At 74.1% G+C, this 18,958-nt stretch carries 18 protein-coding genes; 9 read left to right on the forward strand and 9 right to left on the reverse strand.

The window, feature by feature from the left end:
* Positions 1–3: 3 nt before the first annotated feature.
* The 4 genes from OEB99_RS01040 to OEB99_RS01055 all read right to left on the reverse strand — a co-directional run bounded on the left by OEB99_RS01040 (position 4) and on the right by OEB99_RS01055 (position 5,401).
* Entirely contained in the window at positions 4–2,490 is a 2,487-nt protein-coding gene (locus tag OEB99_RS01040; RefSeq protein ID WP_263507757.1) for a lysylphosphatidylglycerol synthase transmembrane domain-containing protein, read from the reverse strand.
* A 10-nt stretch (positions 2,491–2,500) separates the two neighbouring features.
* Positions 2,501–4,096 (reverse strand): sensor domain-containing diguanylate cyclase, encoded by a 1,596-nt coding sequence (locus OEB99_RS01045; RefSeq protein ID WP_263507759.1) that lies wholly within the window; start codon positions 4,094–4,096, stop codon positions 2,501–2,503.
* 75 nt (positions 4,097–4,171) lie between these two features.
* A complete protein-coding gene (locus OEB99_RS01050) occupies positions 4,172–4,981 on the reverse strand; it encodes a CPBP family intramembrane glutamic endopeptidase (protein WP_263507760.1) in 810 nt (269 codons plus the stop codon).
* Positions 4,982–5,113: 132 nt separating this feature from the next.
* Complete coding sequence (locus OEB99_RS01055) at positions 5,114–5,401, reverse strand: hypothetical protein (protein ID WP_263507761.1); 288 nt, start codon at positions 5,399–5,401, stop codon at positions 5,114–5,116.
* A gap of 174 nt (positions 5,402–5,575) precedes the next feature.
* On the opposite strand from OEB99_RS01055, the gene OEB99_RS01060 reads away from it, so the two are divergent.
* The 4 genes from OEB99_RS01060 to OEB99_RS01075 are packed head-to-tail and all read left to right on the forward strand — an operon-like array spanning position 5,576 to position 8,251.
* Positions 5,576–6,253 (forward strand): hypothetical protein, encoded by a 678-nt coding sequence (locus tag OEB99_RS01060; RefSeq protein WP_263507762.1) that lies wholly within the window; start codon positions 5,576–5,578, stop codon positions 6,251–6,253.
* On the forward strand, positions 6,250–6,570 hold the full coding sequence (locus OEB99_RS01065) for a winged helix-turn-helix domain-containing protein (protein ID WP_263507763.1): 321 nt from the start codon (positions 6,250–6,252) through the stop codon (positions 6,568–6,570). The genes OEB99_RS01060 and OEB99_RS01065 overlap by 4 nt, the downstream gene beginning before the upstream one ends.
* A complete protein-coding gene (locus OEB99_RS01070) occupies positions 6,567–7,469 on the forward strand; it encodes an ABC transporter ATP-binding protein (protein ID WP_263507764.1) in 903 nt (300 codons plus the stop codon). The genes OEB99_RS01065 and OEB99_RS01070 overlap by 4 nt, the downstream gene beginning before the upstream one ends.
* Positions 7,466–8,251, forward strand: coding sequence for an ABC transporter permease (locus tag OEB99_RS01075; RefSeq protein WP_263507765.1), 786 nt, complete (start codon positions 7,466–7,468; stop codon positions 8,249–8,251). Before OEB99_RS01070 ends, OEB99_RS01075 begins: the two co-directional genes overlap by 4 nt.
* Positions 8,252–8,329: 78 nt before the next feature.
* Here the strand turns inward: OEB99_RS01075 and OEB99_RS01080 are convergent, their stop codons facing one another.
* Genes OEB99_RS01080 through OEB99_RS01090 form a run of 3 tightly spaced genes read right to left on the reverse strand, consistent with a single transcriptional unit; the run spans position 8,330 to position 11,344 of the window.
* Positions 8,330–10,756, reverse strand: coding sequence for a heavy metal translocating P-type ATPase (locus OEB99_RS01080; protein ID WP_263507766.1), 2,427 nt, complete (start codon positions 10,754–10,756; stop codon positions 8,330–8,332).
* A gap of 34 nt (positions 10,757–10,790) precedes the next feature.
* Positions 10,791–11,021: a heavy-metal-associated domain-containing protein gene (locus tag OEB99_RS01085; protein WP_263507767.1), complete on the reverse strand. Its 231-nt coding sequence runs from the start codon at positions 11,019–11,021 to the stop codon at positions 10,791–10,793.
* Between the two features lie 41 nt (positions 11,022–11,062).
* Complete coding sequence (locus OEB99_RS01090) at positions 11,063–11,344, reverse strand: metal-sensitive transcriptional regulator (protein WP_263508268.1); 282 nt, start codon at positions 11,342–11,344, stop codon at positions 11,063–11,065.
* Between the two features lie 176 nt (positions 11,345–11,520).
* Here OEB99_RS01090 and OEB99_RS01095 point away from each other — a divergent pair, with 176 nt between their 5' ends.
* The gene (locus tag OEB99_RS01095) at positions 11,521–12,834 is read left to right on the forward strand and encodes a GNAT family N-acetyltransferase (RefSeq protein ID WP_263507769.1); all 1,314 of its coding nucleotides are present in this window, start codon (positions 11,521–11,523) and stop codon (positions 12,832–12,834) included.
* A gap of 91 nt (positions 12,835–12,925) precedes the next feature.
* Here the strand turns inward: OEB99_RS01095 and OEB99_RS01100 are convergent, their stop codons facing one another.
* Complete coding sequence (locus OEB99_RS01100) at positions 12,926–14,299, reverse strand: methyl-accepting chemotaxis protein (protein ID WP_263507770.1); 1,374 nt, start codon at positions 14,297–14,299, stop codon at positions 12,926–12,928.
* Between the two features lie 134 nt (positions 14,300–14,433).
* On the opposite strand from OEB99_RS01100, the gene OEB99_RS01105 reads away from it, so the two are divergent.
* Positions 14,434–16,494: an NAD(+) synthase gene (locus tag OEB99_RS01105; protein ID WP_263507771.1), complete on the forward strand. Its 2,061-nt coding sequence runs from the start codon at positions 14,434–14,436 to the stop codon at positions 16,492–16,494.
* 117 nt (positions 16,495–16,611) lie between these two features.
* Here OEB99_RS01105 and OEB99_RS01110 read toward each other — a convergent pair whose 3' ends face one another.
* Positions 16,612–17,010 (reverse strand): PIN domain-containing protein, encoded by a 399-nt coding sequence (locus OEB99_RS01110; RefSeq protein WP_263507772.1) that lies wholly within the window; start codon positions 17,008–17,010, stop codon positions 16,612–16,614.
* A 69-nt stretch (positions 17,011–17,079) separates the two neighbouring features.
* Here OEB99_RS01110 and OEB99_RS01115 point away from each other — a divergent pair, with 69 nt between their 5' ends.
* From OEB99_RS01115 to OEB99_RS01125, 3 genes are all read left to right on the forward strand, one after another.
* Positions 17,080–17,592, forward strand: coding sequence for a GNAT family N-acetyltransferase (locus tag OEB99_RS01115; RefSeq protein WP_263507774.1), 513 nt, complete (start codon positions 17,080–17,082; stop codon positions 17,590–17,592).
* 175 nt (positions 17,593–17,767) lie between these two features.
* Entirely contained in the window at positions 17,768–18,460 is a 693-nt protein-coding gene (locus OEB99_RS01120; protein ID WP_263507775.1) for a hypothetical protein, read from the forward strand.
* Entirely contained in the window at positions 18,460–18,954 is a 495-nt protein-coding gene (locus OEB99_RS01125; protein WP_263507777.1) for a MarR family winged helix-turn-helix transcriptional regulator, read from the forward strand. The genes OEB99_RS01120 and OEB99_RS01125 overlap by 1 nt, the downstream gene beginning before the upstream one ends.
* Positions 18,955–18,958 lie beyond the last annotated feature (4 nt).

Raw genomic sequence — 18,958 nt, forward strand, 5'->3', positions numbered from 1 at the left:
GGCTCAGAGCTCGCCGGTGCGCTGCAGACGCCGCATCGCGAGCCAGCCGAACGGGATCCGGGCCCAGAAGGTCAGGCCTCGGAAGAGCACCACGACCGACGTCGCGATCGCGACCGGGATGCCCGCGGTGGACAACCCCGTGATGAGCGCCGCCTCGACGGTGCCCAGACCGCCGGGGGTCGGCACGATCGCGCCGGCCGCGTTCCCGACCAGGTAGATCAGCGCGAGGTCGATCAGCGACAGGTCCTGGCCGAACGCGGCCAGCGACGCCCAGAACGCCCCGAGGTAGCTGACGGTCACGATCAGGTTGCCGAGCGCGGCCACCGCGAACCGGCGGGGCTGGGACAGCAGCCGGACCAGGCGCGGCCAGGTCTGCCGCCAGATCGGCAGCAGCCGCTCGACCGCCCAGCGGCGGACCTGCGGGACCAGCAACGCGACGCCGATCGCGGCCGCGACCAGCGCGACGACGATCAGCACGGTGCTCGACGGCAGGCGCAGGGCCCGGCTCGACCCGCTGATCAGCGACAGCACCACGAGCACGCCGATCGTGGTGAGGAACTGCGAGAGCTGTACGAGGCCCACCGAGGCGACCGCGAGTGCGTTGGAGACGCCGCGGCGGGTCAGCATCCGCAGGTTGAGCGCTGCCGGCCCGACCCCGGCCGGCGCGACCAGCGAGACGAACGCCGCGGCGAGCTGCACCATCGTCGTGCGCCACAGCGGCAGCCGGATCGGCGAGAACGCGGCGAGCGCGATCGCGGCGCCGAGGAACGTCACCATGCCGAGCGCGAAGGTCGCTGCGGCCCACCACGGCTCGGACTCGCCGAGCGCGACCCGGATCTGGTCGATGTTGATCGTGGTGACGACCAGCACACCGGCGCCGACGCTGAGGACGACGGTGAGCACCGTGCGCACGCCGAACCGGGTGAGTCGCTCGGGCTCGACGTCCGCCTCGGGCAGGAGCTCCAGGAGCGCCTCGCGCACCTCGCCGAGCAGACCCCGCTGGGCACGCACCTCCTCGCGGGTCGCGCGCGGCAGGGCGATCGTCTGCAGCAGCGGGCCGATCGACGCGAGGTCCTCGGTGAGCACGCGACCCGCGGACGCGACCGCGCGCTCGGCACCGACCCGCAGCGCGAGGACCGCGAGCAGCTGGCTGATGTCCATCCGCCGTGCGAGCTCGGAGGAGGCGACATCGCCGCTCTCCCACCCGGTGAGCAGCACACCGCGCGCGCCCGGGGTGCCGTCGAGCAGCACGGCGTCCGAGGTCAGGGCTCGGTGCGCGAGCCCGGCCTGGTGGGCCAGCCGCAGCTGTTCCCACGCGGCGTCGAGCGTGTCGTCGTCGACGTCGGCCGGGTCCGCGTCGCGGATCGGCACCGCCCCGGTCACGTGCTCGAAGACCAGCAGCATCGAGTCGTCGGCCTCGGCCATGGACAGCAGCCGCGGTGTGCGGACGCCGGAGGACGCGGCGGCGTAGCTGAGCAGCGCGACGCGCTCGGCGACCTGCCGGAGCGACACGACCGTGCGGCCGTCGATGCCGCGCAGCCGCAGGGACCGCCACCAGCGCGCGAGCACGCCGATCACCTGGCGGTCGCCGTCGAGGCACAGCACGTCGCGTCGCACGCCGCTCGCGTCGACCATCGCGTAGACGCGCTGGTCCGAGTGCCGGGCCAGCGCGACCGAGGCGAGGTCGGTGGCGAGGGAGTCGTCGCCCTCCGGGCTGTCGGCGGTGACGCCACGGACCCGGATCAGCGCCCGCGGGTCGAACCCGGCCCGTCGGACGCCGTCCACGAGCGACCGGCCGTAGGCGCGCTCGGACTGCACGCCCGACGCGTACCGCACGCCGCTGCCGACCATCCGGCCGAGCAGCGGCGTGACGAGGGCACCGGGCAGGGTGAGCAGCCCGGTCACCAGCGCCACGCCGAGGCCCAGCCACACCGCGTTCCACGACCAGGCGACCGAGCGGCGCCGGCTGCGTGGCCCGGCGACGGTGAGCAGCGCGGTCATCCCGACCAGCAGCGGGAAGATCGTCACGGTGCCCTCGCCGCCACGGAACACCGAGAACGCGGACTGCAGGCTCGGGATGCCGAACCGGGTGATCAGCCAGGTCGCCACGACGCTCGCGACCATACCGAGCACGGCGGCGAGCACCGCCTCGGCGGCGTGCCGGAGCAGCCGGCGGGCCAGCAGCTCGAACAGCACCGCCACCGGTACGACGAGCGTGATCAGGCCCTCGAGCACCGCCACCGGCAGGAACACCAGCCGGCGGACCAGCGAGGCGAAGCCCTGGACGTCCTCCGTGACGCCCGTCGTGGTGCCCTGCGCGTACGCGGCGAGGATGCAGACCACGGCGATCGCGACGGCGGAGATCACGACGGCGACCAGGTCGGCCGGATGGTGCACGCGGGCGGTCGGCGTGTCGACGATCCGCACCCCGTGGTCGGCCTGGGCACGTCCTGACGGCCCCGGCTGAGCTGGGCGCCAGGGTCCGGGCATGACGGCGAGTCTAGGCCGGGCCGGGTCCCCGGGCGGTGAGGTCTCCCTCGGCGTCGGGACCGTCGTCCTCGTCGCCGTCCGACCCGTGCCCGCCGGGGCGTCCGCGCAGGTGGCTGTGCACGTCGTGGTGGACGTCGCGGGGCCGACCCTCGAGCGAGATGAGCGACCCGCCGCCGAACTGCGCGACCGGGCCGACGCCGCGTCTGCGCCTGCGGCGCTTGACCCGGTACATGTCGTCGTCGGCCCGCGCGAACAGCGGCTCGGGCGCCGTGGGCCCGAAGGCCAACGCGACGCCGATGCTCACCCCGACGTCGACCCGGCGGCCGCCGTCGAGGCCGATGGGCTTGTCGCACGCCTCGGAGAGGCGGGTCGCGACCCGGTCCACCTCGTCCTGGTCGCGGACCTCCGTGAGGATCGCGCAGAACTCGTCGCCGCTGATCCGGGCGAGGTGGTCGTGCGGCCGCAGGGCGGCACGCAGCCGGCGGGACAGTGCGACGAGCACGGCGTCACCCGCGGCGTGGCCGTGGGTGTCGTTGACGTCCTTGAACCGGTCGAGGTCCAGGAAGAGCACGGCGACCCCCGCGCCCGGAACGGCCCGGTCGAGGTCGTCGGCGAGCCGCTCGAGCAGCCCGGAGCGGTTCGGCAGGCCGGTGAGGTCGTCGTGCGACGCGGCGTGGGCGAGCGCCTCCTGGTGCTGCAGCCGCTCGGTGACGTCGCGCTGCTCGATCACGAGTCCCTCGACCAGTGGGTCGCCGAGCAGGTTGTGGACGCTCCACTCGTACCAGCGGCGTTCCTGGCTCGCGAGCGCGACGAGGACGTCGATCGCACCGCGCGTCCCGGCGCCGCCGGAGATGACCCGCTGGAGCTCGGCCGCGACCCGCGCGCGGTGCTCGGGGTCGACCAGGTCGAGCAGGTCCGTGCCGATCAGCTCGCGGGGGCTTCGGCCGGTCGCGCGCTCCGCGGCGGGGCTGACGTAGCTGAGGGTGAGCGTGGCGTCGGACACGGTGATCACGTCCGAGGAGGACTCCATGAGCGCGCGCAGCCGGGCGTCGCTGCGGGCCAGCTCCGCCTCGACGCGCTCCCGCTCGGCGGCAGTGAGGCCGACGGTGACCACGCCGCCCGCCGCGATGATGAAGATCGCCGCCGCGGCCACGTGGCTGGCCGCGGGCGGCACCACGGTGGCGACCACGCCGGCCGCGACACCGAGCTGGCCGAGCAGCGTCGTGCCCGCGAGCAGTGCGACGGAGGGTACCCACACCCAGCAGCCCGACCGCTGGATGTGCACGACGGCGACCAGGATCGCGGTGGCCGGGAGCACGAGGCTCCACCCGGCGGTCCAGGTGTACGCCGCGAACAGCGTGAACGCGACGGCGAGCCGCAGCACCGGGCGGTTGTCCAGCCGCCCCGAGCCGAGCCAGCGCTGTGCCGGCGTGAGGCCGGCGAGGACGATCAGCGGGGTCAGCAGGGCGAGGAGCCAGGGTGGCCCGGTGACCAGGTCTCGACCCGCCAGCCAGACGTACACGGGCAACGCCGTGACGCCGGCGGCCAGGGCGACGGCGACAGCGGCGACGCCCGACACTCGTGGCGCAAGGGCGTCTGGGGGCATCGGACACCTCGGATGACGGGTGGGCTCAGTGTGCCCGCACGGTTTCGGGCTCCGCTAGACCCGCACGGGTGCCGCTCACGCCAGCCCCAGGCTCGCGAGGAGGCTCGCGGGGATGAGTGCGTAGCCCACGAACGAGACGACGTCGAGCAGCGTGTGGGCGACGACGAGCGGCATGACGCGTCGCCATCGCAGGTAGACGAGGCTGAAGACGACGCCCATGAGGACGTTGCCCACCGCCATCGCCGGTCCCTGGTAGAGGTGGTACGCACCGCGGAGCAGCGAGCTGGTGGCGACCGCCACGGGTGTCGCCCAGCCGATCCGGTGCAGCCGGTCGAGCAGCCAGGCGACCACGACCACCTCTTCGAGGAGCGCGTTGTAGATCGCCGAGAGCACCAGCACCGGGATGGTCCACCAGTAGTCGGTCAGCCCGGACGCGGCGATGTGCACGCTGAGCCCGAGCGCCCGGCCGATCGCGTAGACCGCGAGGCCCGGGATGCCGATCGCCGCGGCGAGCCCGGCACCGGCGAGCAGGTCACGGAGCGGGCGGGTCGCGTCGAGCCCGATCCGCCGGAGCGCGTCCCGCAGCCCGCGCGGCGCGGACAGCAGGAACAGCGCGAGGATCACCGGCATCAGCCCGAAGCCGATCCCGAGGAGCTGGTACGTCAGGTCCAGCCATGGGCGGGGCGACTGGGTGGGGTTGATCGTCGCGGTCTGGTCGCCGAGCGCCTCGACCCTGGTCAGGCGGTCGATCAGCCGGACGATCGCGTAGACCGCCGCCTGGCCGAGCGACAGCCCGAGGACGATCCAGATCTCGGCGGTGAGGCGACGGCGCTCGCGGGACCCCGGCGGCGCGACCTCGGTCACGACGGCGTCAGTGGCGGTCACCGGGCCACCGTACGGTGCGAACCTGGACGTCCGCTGGGTGTGCGCTGGACGGGATCGAGGTCGGCCGGGACGTGGTTCGGCCGGCCGGGGTCGGTCCGTGCGGTCGTCCGCCCCGGCCGGGCCGCCGGCGTCTCAGGCCGCCTGGGCCTCGGGGATCGGGACGCAGGACACCACGAAGTCCTCCCAGTGGCCCATGGCGCCGCACCATACGCAGCCGAGCGTGGCCGGCCAGCGCATCCGCAGCCGACCCGACTCGCACAGCAGGTAGTGGCCGCCGCGCTCGCAGTGCCCGCAGGCGGTCGTGACGACCCAGCGGGCCGGCTCCTCGGCGTGGCGCGAGGCGTGTCCGCGGTGCTCGCACGGCAGGGTCGCCTCGAAGTCGAGCTCCAGCAGCATCTCGGTGTCGAAAGCCGTGATCATCCGGATCACCTCCTTCATGGGATGTCTGGAATGGTCGGCATCGCAGGCTCCGGTTTGAGGTCGGCCCGGTTAACTCTTCGTCACGGCTCCGGTCTTGACGTGACCCCGATCACGTGTCAGGCTCAAACAACTTTGCGGCGCAAACTTGTTTGCCAGGCTCATCCGGAGGACACGATGGTCGACGAGCGAACCCCGGGGGACCCCGACGACCTGCCACCGGACCCCGTCGCCCTCGCCGCGCTCATCGACGCCCAGCGGGCTCGCACCGCGGCGGACACCGAGTTCGCCGCCTGGTTGGTCTTCGGCGCCTGGGGCCTGGCCTGGATGGTCGGCCTGGCCGGGATGTGGGCGGCCTACACCCACCGGATCGCGCTGCCCTTCTGGGCCTCGGGCGCGATCTTCGCCGCGCTGCTCGTGATCGCGGCTGTCGTGACGACGGTGCACACCGTGCGCCGGACGGCGGGCATCGTCGGGCCGTCCGCGAAGCAGAGCGCGATGTACGGCTGGGCGTGGGTGGGCGTCTTCGTGGGCGACGGAGCGCTGATGGGCGCGCTCGGCCGGCTCGACGCGTCGCCCGACGTGAGCCTCACGGTGGGATCGATCGTCCCCGCGCTGCTGGTCGGCGGTCTCTACATGGCCGGTGGGGCGGCGTGGCACAGCCGGGAGCAGTTCGTCGTCGGCGCCTGGATCTGCGTGTCCACCGTGGCGGCGGCCTTCGTCGGCCCGCCGAACCTGCTGCTCGTGATGTCGTTGGCCGGCGGTGGCGGCATGCTCGTCGCCGCCGTCGTGGCCCGGATCAGGCGGAGCGGACGCCGGCCCTCCCGACCGCACGACCCGGGCCGGCTCTCGTGAGCGCCGACCTCGACCCGGTGATCCACAGCCAGGCACGACTGCGGATCATGACGACCCTCGCGGCGATGCCCGAGGGTGACCGCCTGACCTTCCCGCGCCTGCAGAAGCTGCTGGACGCGACGGCCGGGAACCTCTCGACGCACCTGCGCAAGCTCGAGGACGCGGGATACGTCGACGTCGCCAAGGGGCACGCCGGTCGTGTCCCGACCACCACCGTGAGCGTCACGCGCGCCGGCCGTCGGGCCTTCGAGGACTACCTCGCGGCCCTGCAGGCACTGCTGACCCCACCGACCACCGTCTCCGAGGAGGAGCGATGACCACCCACGACCTGCCGATCTCCGTCGAGCACGTCACCCGCCGGTTCGGCGAGACGGTCGCGCTGGACGACGTCTCGCTGGCCGTCCGACCGGGCGAGATGGTCGGGCTGCTCGGCCCGAACGGCGCCGGCAAGACCACGCTGCTCTCCCTCGTCGAGGGGCTGCGCCAGCCTGACGCGGGCACGGTGCGCGTGTTCGGCAGCGACCCGCGCACCGCAGCCGCACGGGTGCGTCTCGGCTCGACGCCGCAGGAGACCGGCCTGCCGCCGTCGCTCCGGGTCGCCGAGGTGGTCGACTTCGTCGGCCGGCACTACCCGGACCCGGTCCCGACCGCGGACCTGCTCGACACGTTCGGCCTGACCGACCTTGCTCGGCGGCAGACCGGCGGGATGTCCGGCGGGCAGAAGCGACGCCTGGCGGTCGCGCTCGCGGTGGTCGGCCGCCCCGACCTCGTGGTGCTCGACGAGCCGACCACCGGGCTCGACGTCGACGCCCGGCACGTGCTGTGGGACGCGCTGCGCTCGTTCCACGCGTCCGGCGCGACGGTCGTCGTCACGAGCCACTACCTGGAGGAGATCCAGGCGCTCGCCGAGCGGGTCGTCGTGGTCGACCACGGGCACGTGCTCGCCGACGCGCCGCTGGAGGAGATCCTCGGCCGGGTCGCGATGCGTCGCGTGACGCTCGAGCTCGGCGCGGGCCACGCCGCTCGCCTCGCCGGGCTCGGCGGAGTCGTGCAGCACCAGGTCGAGCCGTCGGGCCGGCACGTGCTGATGACCCCGGACGCGGACCTCGTGGTGCGCTCGCTGGTCGGCGCCGAGATCCCGTTCCGGGACCTCGAGGTGCGCACCGCCACGCTCGAGGAGGCGTTCCTCGCCCTGACCCGCAAGGAGGCAGCATGACCACCACCCTCACGCGGCCGGTGTCGACCGTCGCGTTCCCGCGGCTCGCGCTCGTGCACTACCGGTACGGGTTCCTGGAGACCGTGCGCGTCCCGATGGCCGTGCTCGGCACGATGCTCTTCCCGGCGCTCGCCCTGCTGTTCTTCGTGGTGCCGCAGCGGGCCGTGGCCGGCGACCCGCTCGCCGCGGCCGCGGCGACCGCCCAGCTGGCGGTGTTCGCGGTGATGTCCACCTCGGTGTTCACCTACGGGATCGGCGTCGCGGAGGACCGCGCGCAGCCGTTCGACCCGTACCTGCGCACCCTGCCCGCCGGGCCCTGGCCGAGGATGGTCGGCCGGGTGCTCAACGGCACCACGTGGTCGCTGCTCGGCCTGGTCCCGCCGATCCTGGTCGCCGTGCTGCTCACCGAGGCGAGCATCCCGTTCGACCGGTTCCTGCTGAGCGTCCTGCTCGTGATGCTCGCCGGGATCCCGTTCCTGCTGATCGGACTCACGATCGGCTACCTGATGAGCTCCAAGGCGGCGACCGCGGTCGCCCAGGTCGTGGTGTTCCCGCTCGCGTTCGCGGGTGGCCTGTTCCTGCCGCCCGAGACCTTCCCCGGCTGGCTCGACACGCTGTCGACGTTCCTGCCCAGCCGGGCGGCGCGCGACCTGGTGGTGTCCGCCGCGACCGGCGCGGACCTGCCGGCGACCGCGCTGCCGGTGCTGCTCGGCTGGACCGTCGCGTTCGCGCTGCTCACCGCGTATGCGTACCGCCGCGACGAGGGTCGCCGGTTCCACTGACGGGCATGGATCGACCGGGGTGGGCGGCCGGGTGGCGATCAGCCGGCCCGTCGGCGCCCGCGCAGCGCGGGCCGTGGATCAGGAGAACCGGCGCAGCCGCAGCGAGTTCGTCACGACGAGCACCGAGCTGAACGCCATCGCGGCGCCGGCGATCATCGGGTTGAGCAGGCCGAGCGCAGCGAGCGGGATGGCCGCCACGTTGTAGCCGAACGCCCAGACCAGGTTCTGCTTGATGATCGTGAGCGTGCGGCGGGACAGCCGGATGGCCTGACCTGCGGAGCGCAGGTCGCCGCGCACCAGGGTGAGGTCGGCCGCCTCGATCGCGACGTCGGTCCCGGTGCCCATGGCCAGCCCGAGGTCGGCCTGGGCGAGCGCGGCGGCGTCGTTGACGCCGTCGCCGACCATCGCGACCACGGCGCCGGCGGACTGCAGGTCGCGCACGGCGGCGACCTTGTCCTCCGGGAGCACCTCGGCCACGACGTCGTCGATGCCGACCTCCTGGGCCACGGTCCGGGCGACGCGTGCGTTGTCACCGGTGAGCAGGACGGGGCGCAGCCCGAGCTCGCGCAGCTCGGCGACCGCGGCACGGGAGGTCTCCTTGACCGGGTCGCGCAGCACGATCGCGGCACGGGCCTTCCCGGCCCAGGCGACCACGACCACGGTGCCGCCGTCCCGCTCGGCGAGCTCGACGGTGCCGTCCAGCGAGGTGGTCTCGACGTCCTGCTCGCGCAGCCAGGTCGGCCGACCGACGAGCACCCGCCGGCTCGCGTCGCCGCCGGCGCCCGTCGTGTGCACGATACCCACGACGCCTCGTCCGGCGTCGGCGCGGAACTCGGTGACCTGGTCGGCGCCGACGCCGGCGTCGAGTGCCTCGCCGGAGCCCGCCTGCCGGGCACCGCTGGGGCGTCCGGGCTCGGGGGCGCCGCCGGTGGTCACGGTGTTGCGGGCGCGGTCGGCGACGGCCCGGGCGATCGGGTGCTCCGACCGGGCCTCGACCGCGCCGGCGAACCGGAGCGCGGCCTCGGCGTCCTCACCCGGTGCGGGCAGCACGTCGACCACCTGCATGCGGCCCTCGGTGACGGTGCCGGTCTTGTCCAGCACCACGGTGTCGACCCGGCGGGTCTGCTCGAGGATCTCCGGGCCCTTGATCAGCACGCCGAGCTGCGCACCCCGGCCGGTGCCGACCAGCAGCGCGGTCGGCGTGGCCAGTCCGAGCGCGCACGGGCACGCGATGATCAGCACCGCGACGCCCGCGGTGAACGCCGCGGTCACGCCCGCCCCGGTGAGCAGCCAGACGCCGAAGGTCAGCACGGACAGTGTGATGACGACGGGGACGAACACGGCGGAGATCCGGTCGGCCAGGCGCTGCACGGGAGCCTTGCCGGTCTGGGCCTGGGTGACGAGCCGCCCGATCCGGGCGAGCGTGGTCTGCTCGCCGACCCGGGTGGCGCGCACCACGAGGTAGCCGGCCGTGTTGATCGTCGCGCCGGTGACCGGGTCGCCCGGGGCGACGTCCACCGGCACCGGCTCACCGGTGAGCAGCGAGGTGTCGACCGCCGAGTCGCCCTCGACCACGACGCCGTCGGTGGCGACCTTCTCGCCGGGACGGACCGCGAACAGGTCGCCGACCCGGAGGCTGGCGGCAGGGACCTGACGCTCGACCCGGCGCGTGGCGGCGCCGGCCGGCTCGTCCACCAGCAGGGTTGCCTCGCTCGCGCCGAGGGCGAGCAGGCTGCGCAGCGCGTCGCCGGCGCGTCGCCGTGAGCGGTGCTCGAGGAACCGCCCGGCGAGCAGGAACGTGGTCACCACGGCGGCCGTCTCGAAGTACAGCTCGGGTGTGGCGTGCCCGGCGGCAGCCCGAGGTACGAGGGTCGGCGTCATCTGCATGCCGACCTCGCCCGCGCCGCCGAAGAGCAGTGCCCACAGCGACCAGCCGGTCGCGGCGATCACGCCGAGCGAGACCAGCGTGTCCATGGTGGACGAGCCGTGCCGGGCGGCCCGCGCCGCGGCCCGGTGGAACGGCCACGCCGCCCAGGTGGCCACGGGCAGCGCGAGCACGGCGACGACCCACTGCCAGCCGCGGAACTGCAGCACCGGGATCATCGACAGCGCGACGACGGGAACGGTGAGCACCGAGGCGCCGATCAGCCTGCGGCGCAGGTCGGCACCGCGGGCCTCGCCGGGCGCCGACGTGTCGTGCTCCTCTGCGACCTCAGCCTCGTCGTCGGCCTGGGTCGCGCGCGAGTCCCGCATCACGGTCGCCGAGTACCCCGCGGCCTCGACCGCGCGGAGGATCTCCGCAGGGTCGAGGTCCGCGGTGAGCTCGACGCGTGCCGACTCGGTCGCGAGGTTGACCTGCGCGCTCGCCCCGGCGACCTTCCCGATCTTCCGCTCGACCCGCGCGACGCACGACGCGCAGGTCATCCCCTGCACGGCGAGATCGAGCACCGCGACGGGCGCCTGGCCGGCGTCGGCCGCCTGCTGCAACGGGGACTGCGTGGTCATCGGGGATCGGCCTCCTCGGGGAGAGCGGGGTGGGTCAGAGCAGCGAGTTCTTCGGGACCACCGCGTAGCCGGCCTCGGCGACGGCGGCGGCGATCGCGGCGTCCTCGACCACCTGGTCGGCGGTGACGGTCACCTGCGAGGTGCCGCCCGCGACGAGCTCGACCGCGACGTCGGTGACACCGGGGATCTCGCTGATCTCCTCGGTCACGGACATCACGCAGTGGTGGCAGGTCATGCCTGCCACGCCGACGGTCTGGGTGCTCATGGTGTCTCCTTCTCGGGTGGTGCCCGGGTGTGCCGGGCGGTTCAGCTGCGGACGAGCCGGGCGATCGCCTCGGAGGCCTCACGGACCTTCTCAGCGCCCGCCTCGTGCGACTCACGGGCGGCGTCCACGACGCAGTGGCCGAGGTGGTCCTCCATCAGGCCCAGGCTCACCGCCTGCAGGGCCTTGGTCACCGCGGCGACCTGGGTGAGCACGTCGATGCAGTACACGTCCTCGTCGACCATCCGTGCGATGCCGCGGACCTGCCCCTCGATCCGGCGCAGCCGCTTGAGATAGTCGTCCTTGGTCCCGGTGTAGCCCGGCATGGTCGCCCCTTCCGCCTTCTTCAACACCATACCCCCGTAGGGTATGCCGTCAAGCGGGGCGTTGGTCCCGGGTGGTGGTCCGGACGGGTGGAGCACCCGCGCGGGCGCCGTCGCGGTGGGCGCGGGGCGGCGAATCCGCTGGACCGGCCGGGCGGGACCTCGCCAGGGTGGACGGTGTGACGACCAGCGACGACCCGACCACCGCCGACGACCTGACGGGCAGCGACGACCCGGCGAGCGGTGACAAGGCGGGCACGCTGGTGGGCGACGGCCTCGTGCTGCGCGCCGCCCGGCCGGGCGAGCTCGACCAGATCGGCGCGCTGCTCACCGATCGTGGGGAGGCCGACGACGCGGTGGACCACCGGCTCGTCGTCGAGGACCCGGATCTCGGCTGGTCGGCGTGCGCCGTCGTGGTCGACGGCGACCGGGTGGTCGCGACCGCGTCGCTGCTCGACGAGCAGGTCCGGGTCGGCCAGGTCGTGCTGCCCGCGGGTCAGGTCGAGCTCGTCGCGGTCGCCGAGAGCCACGAGCACCGGGGCCTCGCGCGGGCGTTGATGGACTGGGCGCACGAACGGTCGGCGCAGCGCGGGCACCTGCTCCAGGTCATGATCGGGATCCCGTACTTCTACCGGCTGTTCGGCTACGAGTACGCGATCGACATCGCGCCGGCGCGCGAGCTGACCGGAGAGGTCGCGATCGCCGGTGCGGGCGGCGGGAGGCTGCGCGCGGCGACCGAGGCGGACCTGTCGGTGCTCGCGGCCCTGCAGGACATCGCACAGTCGGCGTTCGACGTCGCGGTGCCGCACCCGCCGGCTCGGTGGCGTGCCCTGCTCGCGCACAGCGCGTCCCGCACGTGGGTGCTCGAGCGGGACGGGGTGGTGGTTGCGTCCGCCCGGGTCCGCGACGACGAGGACGGTCTGCTGGTCGCCGAGCCGGCGGCGACCGACCGGGGCGCGGCGTTCGCGCTCCTGTCCAGGCTCGTCGAGCTGTCTGCCGGCCGCACGATCGCCGCGGTGCATCGGGCGGGCACGGTGACCGGGACGGCCTGGGACCCGGTGCTCGGCGTGGCCGACGAGGCCGCCGAGCAGTACTACGTGCGGGTGCCGGATGCCGCCGGCCTGCTCGACGCGCTGCGGCCCGTGCTGGATCAGCGGATCGCGGAGCTCGGCCGGCGCACCGGTCTCGCCGGGCTCAGCACCGCCCGGCGTGCGCGCGACGCCCTGGTGCTCTCCACGTTCGGTGCCCACCACTCGATGCCGTTCGTCGACGGCGCGCTGGGCCCGGTGCAGACCGGCGGACCCATGCAGGGCCCCGGCGTGGTCGGCGGGTTCGGCGTGGCCCCCGACCAGCTCGGCGCCCTGCTGCTGGGGTCTCGCGGCTTCGCCGGGCTGCGTCGGCTTCGGCCGGACGTCTACGGCGACCCGGAGCTCGGCGAGGCGCTGTTCCCGCCGCTGACCGCCGACGTGCTCAGCTACTACCTGCCCTGGTAGGCGCGACGCCGCGAACGACGCGGGTCGGGCGCGGCGGACAGGTGGTGCGGGTCGCGCCACGTGCCCGAGCACGATGCCCGGGCGCAGTGACTCAGCGCAGCGCGTCGGCCAGGCCTGCGACCTCGTGGGTGACCTCGTCGACGGCTGCCGTCATGCCGGTGATCGACGTCCGGGCCTGGCCGGTCGCCGAACCCTGCTGCTCGACCGCCTCGGCGATCGTGCGCTGTGCGGCGACGACCTGGGAGATGGCCTCCTCGATGCTCTGCGTGCCGGTCAGCGCCTGCTGGGTGCCGTCGCGGACGTCGGAGACGACCTCCTCGATCCGGTCGGTGGCCTTGGCGGTCTCCTGGGCGAGCTCCTTGACCTCGCCGGCGACCACGGCGAAGCCCTTGCCGGCCTCGCCGGCACGGGCGGCCTCGATCGTCGCGTTGAGCGCCAGCAGGTTGGTCTGCTCGGCGATCTGCGTGATCGCCCGGGCGATCTCGGTGATCTGCAGCGTGGACGACTCGAGGCGCTGCATCGTCTGGGCGGAGGTGCCGACCGCCCCGGCAGCCTGCTCGGCCCACTGCGAGGCGCTGCGCGCTGCGCCGCCGATCATCGACGACGCCTCGACCAGCCCGTCGATCACCCCGTCGGCCTCGGTGGCGTCGTGGCGCAGGGTCTCTCCGGCACGGGAGAGCGCCGCGACCTTGGCCTCGAGCAGCTGCTGGCGCTCGCGGCTGCGGGTGAGCTCGGCCTCGACCAGCTCGGCGTTGCGGCGCTGCTCGTCGACCAGTGCCTGCTGCGACGCGAGCTGCTCGGCGACGGTGGCCTCGGCCCGCGCCGCCTCCGCCCGGCGCTCCTGGTCGGCGCGCTCGGTGTACCGCCAGCTCGTGGCGAGCGCGACGCACTCCAGCAGCAGCAACCCGGCGTGCAGCAGGGAGAACGCGATCGGGTTCGCCTGAGCGCGCGGGTCGGAGAACACCATCGCGGGGTCCATCAGGCTCATCCCGATGTGGTGCGCCGCGACCACCACGACGGACAGCACGAACGGCGTCCACAGCTGGTACAGCGCGACGGCCGCCGCGGTGACGAAGAAGTGCAGGTGCATGTCCGTCATGCCGCCGGACAGGTGCACCAGCGTGGCGCTCGACGTGGCGAGGCCGATGCCGACCGCGGCCGAGCGCACCACCTGGCCGCGGGCGACCCCTCCGATCAGGGCAGCGACCGCCATCGTGGCCATGCCGGTCCAGGCCATCCACATCGCCATCGGGGCGTGCGTGGTGCCGTCCGCCGCGGTCACGGCGTGCGGCGACCAGACCACGGCGAGCACCGCGAGCACCGGGATGTGGGCGACGAGCACCCAGGTCAGGGCGCGGTGCCGGGACTCGAACTCGGCGGGGTCCAGGCGGGCTCCGCGGGGGATGAACCGGAGCAGTCCGCTCGGGGCGTCGTCCGGGTTCAGGGCAGGGTTGGCTGCGGTCACGCCCGGTGATCGGCGGAGATATCCCATGTTTGAGGAACGGGGCGGGATCGTCCGCGGCGGGCCGGGGCGGGACGCCCGCACCGTCCCGGTCTGCCAGGATCATCCTCAGGAGCAAGGTCGACACGAGGAGCGTCATGGGTCTGCCGTTCGCCTCCGCCTACCGCCACGGTTTCGCGCGGGTCGCGTCGTGCGCGATGCGCACGGCGGTCGCCGACCCGCACGCGAACGCGGCGACCGCGATCCGCCTGGCCCGCGCCTGCCACGAGGACGCGGTCGCGCTCGTGGTGCTCCCGGAGCTGACCCTCACCGGGTACGCCGTGGACGACCTGCTGCTGCAGGACACCCTGCTGGACGCCGTCGAGGACGCGCTCGCCGACGTGGTCGCGGCGACCGCGGACCTGATGCCGGTCGTCGTGGTCGGGGCGCCGCTGCGGTTCCGGCACCGGCTGTACAACTGCGCGGTCGTGGTGCACCGCGGGCGGGTGCTCGGGGTCGCGCCGAAGTCGTACCTGCCGACGTACCGGGAGTTCTACGAGCGTCGCCAGGCGGCGGTCGGCGACGACCTCGCCGGGTCGACCATGACGTTGCTGGGCGCGGACGTCCCGTTCGGGCCCGACCTGCTGTTCGCGGCCGAGGACGTGCCGGGGCTCGTGGTGCACGTCGAGATCTGCGAGGACATGTGGGTGCCGGTCCCGCCGAGCGCCGAGGCCGCGCTCGCCGGAGCGACCGTGCTGGCGAACCTGTCCGGCAGCCCGATCACGATCGGCCGGGCCGAGTCCCGTGCGCTGCTCACCCGGGCGGCGTCCCTGCGCTGCCTCGGGGCGTACGTGTACGCCGCGGCCGGCGAGGGCGAGTCGACCACGGACCTCGCGTGGGACGGCCAGACGATCGTCGCCGAGCTCGGGGCGACGCTCGCGCAGGGCGACCGGTTCGCGCACGGTGACCACGTGGTCGTGGCGGACGTGGACCTCGGCGCGATCGCGGCCGAGCGGCTGCGCACCGGCACGTTCGACGACAACCGTCGCCACCATGCCGAGCGGGGCGGGCTCGAGCTCCGCACGGTCGGGTTCCGGCTCGACCCGCCGGCCGCCGACGTCGGCCTGCGCCGGGTGGTCGAGCGGTTCCCGTTCGTGCCGGCCGACCCGGCGCGGCTCGCCCAGGACTGCTACGAGGCCTACAACATCCAGGTGGCCGGGCTCGAGCAGCGGCTGCGTGCGATCGGCGGGTCGAAGGTCGTGATCGGGGTCTCGGGCGGTCTGGACTCGACCCACGCGCTGATCGTCGCGGCCCGTGCGATGGATCGGGAGGGCCGGCCGCGTTCGGACATCCTCGCGTTCACCCTGCCGGGCTTCGCGACCAGCGACCACACCAAGGGCAACGCGACGGCGCTCGCGCGGGCGCTCGGCGTGACGTTCGAGGAGATCGACATCCGGCCCGCGGCGCGGCGGATGCTCGAGGACCTCGGCCACCCGTTCGCGGGCGGCGAGCCGGTGTACGACGTGACGTTCGAGAACGTCCAGGCCGGGCTGCGCACCGACTACCTGTTCCGGGCGGCGAACCAGCGTGGCGGGATCGTGCTCGGCACGGGCGACCTGTCGGAGATCGCGCTCGGCTGGTCCACGTACGGGGTCGGCGACCAGATGTCGCACTACAACGTGAACTCCGGGGTGCCCAAGACGCTGATCCAGCACCTGATCCGGTGGGTGATCGCGTCCGAGCAGTTCGGCGACGACGTCGGCGAGGTGCTGCAGGCGATCCTGGACACCGAGATCAGCCCCGAGCTGGTGCCCGCCGGGGAGGGTGAGGGGCCGCAGTCCACCGAGGAGCGGATCGGCCTGTACGCGCTGCAGGACTTCTCGCTGTTCCACACGCTGCGGCACGGCCGGCGACCGTCGACCATCGCGTTCCTCGCGTGGCATGCCTGGCACGACGCGGCCGCCGGGCCGTGGCCGGAGCACTTCCCGACCGAGCGGCGGCGGGAGTTCGACCTGCCGACGATCAAGCGGTGGCTCGGGGTCTTCGCGCAGCGGTTCTTCGCGTTCTCGCAGTTCAAGCGGTCCGCGATGCCGAACGGGCCCAAGGTGTCGAACGGCGGCTCGCTGTCACCGCGCGGCGACTGGCGTGCGCCGTCCGACGCGAGCGCGCGGGCCTGGCTGGACGAGCTGGGGACGGTGCCGGACACGTCGGAGCCGTGACGCCAACCTGACCGTGCCGCGCTCGGGCGGTGCAGGGGTGACCGCTGGCGGCGGCGGATCTGGCCCGAGCCGGGGCGCCGAAGCGGCGGTCCGTCGCCCGGTCGGCGCCGACGGCGCTCAGGGGGAGGCCAGCGCCGTCGGCGGCACGACGGCGACGACCCTTGCCGCGATCGCCGCCGTCCGCGGGTCGACGGTGACCAGCGCGTCGGCCTGGAGCGTGGCGACGGCGAGGTACTCGGCCTCGGCGATGGTCTCGAGATCGAGCTCGCGGGCGAGCCGCCAGGCGGTGCGCCGTGAGACCCGGTCCCCGAGCAGGCGGATCTTCACCTCGGTGATGCGCTCGTGGAGCTCGAGGACGTCCCGCTCGGTGAGCTCGCCGGCCCGGACCTCGGCGAGCAGGAGCTGCAGCGCCGCGGACCGGACGGCGTTGGGCGCGACGAGCCGGTGCGCGGGGTCGACGGACAGCCCGTCGCGCACGAGGTGCAGCAGGGTCGGGGCGTCGATCGCGTACCTCATGCGCACGACCGTAGGTTCCGTGTGCCGAATCCGCTGGCCCGGCAGGTGGCGGGGGCCCACAGTGGGGCGATGACGTGGGAGCTCGTGGGTCTTGCCGAGGTCGACCCGGACCAGGCGCTCGCGGCGCAGTCCGAGCTCGCGCCGGACGGCTTCGCGTTCCTGCCGTTCCACGCGGCGGGCGAGGCCTGGCCGGCCTACGTGGCGAGGGTGCTGCCGATGAGTCGCGGGGTGGGGCTCCCGCCGGGGTACGTGCCGTGGACGGACCTGTACGGCGTCGTGGAGGGCGTGCTGGTGGGCCGGGTCTCGGTGCGTCACCGGCTGACTCCCGCGTTGGCGCGTGAGGGCGGTCACATCGGGTACGGCGTGCGGCCGGCCCACCGTCGCCGCGGGTATGCGACCGCGTTCCTGCGGGCGGGTCTGGGGGTCGCGGCGCGGTTGGGCATCGAGCGAGCGCTCGTGACGTGCGACGACACCAACATCGGGTCGGCGACCGTGATCGAGCGGTGCGGCGGGGTGCTCGAGGACGTGGTGGCGTCGCCGGGCGGGGCGCCGAAGCGGCGGTACTGGGTCGCGACCGGCTAGAGGCGACGGGGTGCTGGGGTCTCGGGTGCAGCGTGGTCCGGCCCCGGGTGGTGCGACGTGAAGCCGCCGGGGTGAGTCGCGGCGGGGGTGAGGCCCTGGACGATACTGCGATCTCGCACTATCGTGATGCTGCGATCTCGCACTATCCAGTGCGCGCGACGTTCGAGGAGGCGCCATGGCAACGAGCGCAGGAGTGTCGGCCGGCGCGGCGAGTGGCACGGGGGCCGGACCCGAGGTGCGCCCGGCCGGCGTCCTGGCGCGGACCGCGCGCGCGATGGAACGCCTCGGGTCGTGGCAGGTCTGGGTCCCGAGCGCGATCGTCTACGCGGCGTTCGCCACGGTCTTCTTCGCGAGCTCGGCGCCGTTCGCGGTCGCCCAGGTCGGGGCGGCCTGCGGACGGCCGGCGCCGGACGTCAACGCCTACACGAGCGCCGCCGGCGTCCACGCCTTCCTGGAGGCGTGCGGGCCGGCCGGGCGGGAGGCGTACCGAGCGATGCAGCTGGCCGACCTCCTCTACCCGGCGGTGTTCGCGCTGTTCATGGCCTCGTCGATCGCGCTCGCGCTGACCTGGTCGGCGCCGCGGCGACGGCTGCTGCCGGCGCTCGCCGCCCTGCCGCTGCTCGGCAGCGCCTTCGACTACCTCGAGAACCTCTGCGCGTGGCTGGCGCTCGCCGCATACCCGGAGCCCGCTGCGACCGATGCCCTGCTCGGCCTGGCGTCGGCGGCCAAGACCGTGACGTCGTGGGCGGGTGGCCTGGTGCTGATCGTGGTGCTGGCGCTGCTCGGGCTGTCCGCGGCGCGCGGGTCGTTCTCGGCGGCGCGAGCCCGGCGCCGAGAGCGTGTGATCGCTGCCGGGAGGCCGGCCTGATGGGCACGGAGAGCGGCTCCGACCTGAGCCCGAGCCTCGGGAACGTGCTGTTCGACGTGTGGCTCGCCGCGCGCGCGACGACGGCGCTGGTGGACGACGCGGTGCGGGCGTCCGGTCTCAACGCCGACGAGTTCGCCGTGTACTCGGTGCTCGCCGCGACGGACGGGATGGCACCGAGCGACCTCGCCCGGTGGATGTCCGCGCCGGCCACCACGGTGTCGAGCTACATCGGTCGGTTCACGCGCCGCGGCCACGTCCGCAGGGTGCCGAACCCCGAGGACGGCCGCTCGTACCTGGTCCAGCTCACCGAGGCGGGTCGCGCCGCTCACCTCGATGCCGGGCGCGGGTTCCTCCCGCTGCTTGACGAGGTCACTCGGCGGCTCGGACCGGACGCCGACGAGATGCACGAGCGGTTGGCGGTGCTGCACCGGATCCTGGCGGGTGCGGCTGATTCGAGCCCGGAAGCCGGTCCGCCGAGCGAGGGCCACGCCTAGCCTG

This window comes from Actinotalea endophytica (assembly GCF_025717005.1).
In the GTDB taxonomy this organism is placed as follows: domain Bacteria; phylum Actinomycetota; class Actinomycetes; order Actinomycetales; family Cellulomonadaceae; genus Actinotalea.

Excerpts from the sequence above, each read along its gene's own strand:
- OEB99_RS01125 (WP_263507777.1), top strand. The coding sequence starts at position 18,460 with ATGGGCACGGAGAGCGGCTCCGACCTGAGCCCGAGCCTCGGGAACGTG.
- OEB99_RS01105 (WP_263507771.1), top strand. The coding sequence starts at position 14,434 with ATGGGTCTGCCGTTCGCCTCCGCCTACCGCCACGGTTTCGCGCGGGTC.
- OEB99_RS01120 (WP_263507775.1), top strand. The coding sequence starts at position 17,768 with ATGGCAACGAGCGCAGGAGTGTCGGCCGGCGCGGCGAGTGGCACGGGG.
- OEB99_RS01085 (WP_263507767.1), bottom strand. The coding sequence starts at position 11,021 with ATGAGCACCCAGACCGTCGGCGTGGCAGGCATGACCTGCCACCACTGC.
- OEB99_RS01110 (WP_263507772.1), bottom strand. The coding sequence starts at position 17,010 with ATGAGGTACGCGATCGACGCCCCGACCCTGCTGCACCTCGTGCGCGAC.
- OEB99_RS01040 (WP_263507757.1), bottom strand. The coding sequence starts at position 2,490 with ATGCCCGGACCCTGGCGCCCAGCTCAGCCGGGGCCGTCAGGACGTGCC.
- OEB99_RS01045 (WP_263507759.1), bottom strand. The coding sequence starts at position 4,096 with ATGCCCCCAGACGCCCTTGCGCCACGAGTGTCGGGCGTCGCCGCTGTC.
- OEB99_RS01075 (WP_263507765.1), top strand. The coding sequence starts at position 7,466 with ATGACCACCACCCTCACGCGGCCGGTGTCGACCGTCGCGTTCCCGCGG.
- OEB99_RS01115 (WP_263507774.1), top strand. The coding sequence starts at position 17,080 with ATGACGTGGGAGCTCGTGGGTCTTGCCGAGGTCGACCCGGACCAGGCG.
- OEB99_RS01060 (WP_263507762.1), top strand. The coding sequence starts at position 5,576 with ATGGTCGACGAGCGAACCCCGGGGGACCCCGACGACCTGCCACCGGAC.
- OEB99_RS01080 (WP_263507766.1), bottom strand. The coding sequence starts at position 10,756 with ATGACCACGCAGTCCCCGTTGCAGCAGGCGGCCGACGCCGGCCAGGCG.
- OEB99_RS01070 (WP_263507764.1), top strand. The coding sequence starts at position 6,567 with ATGACCACCCACGACCTGCCGATCTCCGTCGAGCACGTCACCCGCCGG.
- OEB99_RS01055 (WP_263507761.1), bottom strand. The coding sequence starts at position 5,401 with ATGATCACGGCTTTCGACACCGAGATGCTGCTGGAGCTCGACTTCGAG.
- OEB99_RS01090 (WP_263508268.1), bottom strand. The coding sequence starts at position 11,344 with ATGCCGGGCTACACCGGGACCAAGGACGACTATCTCAAGCGGCTGCGC.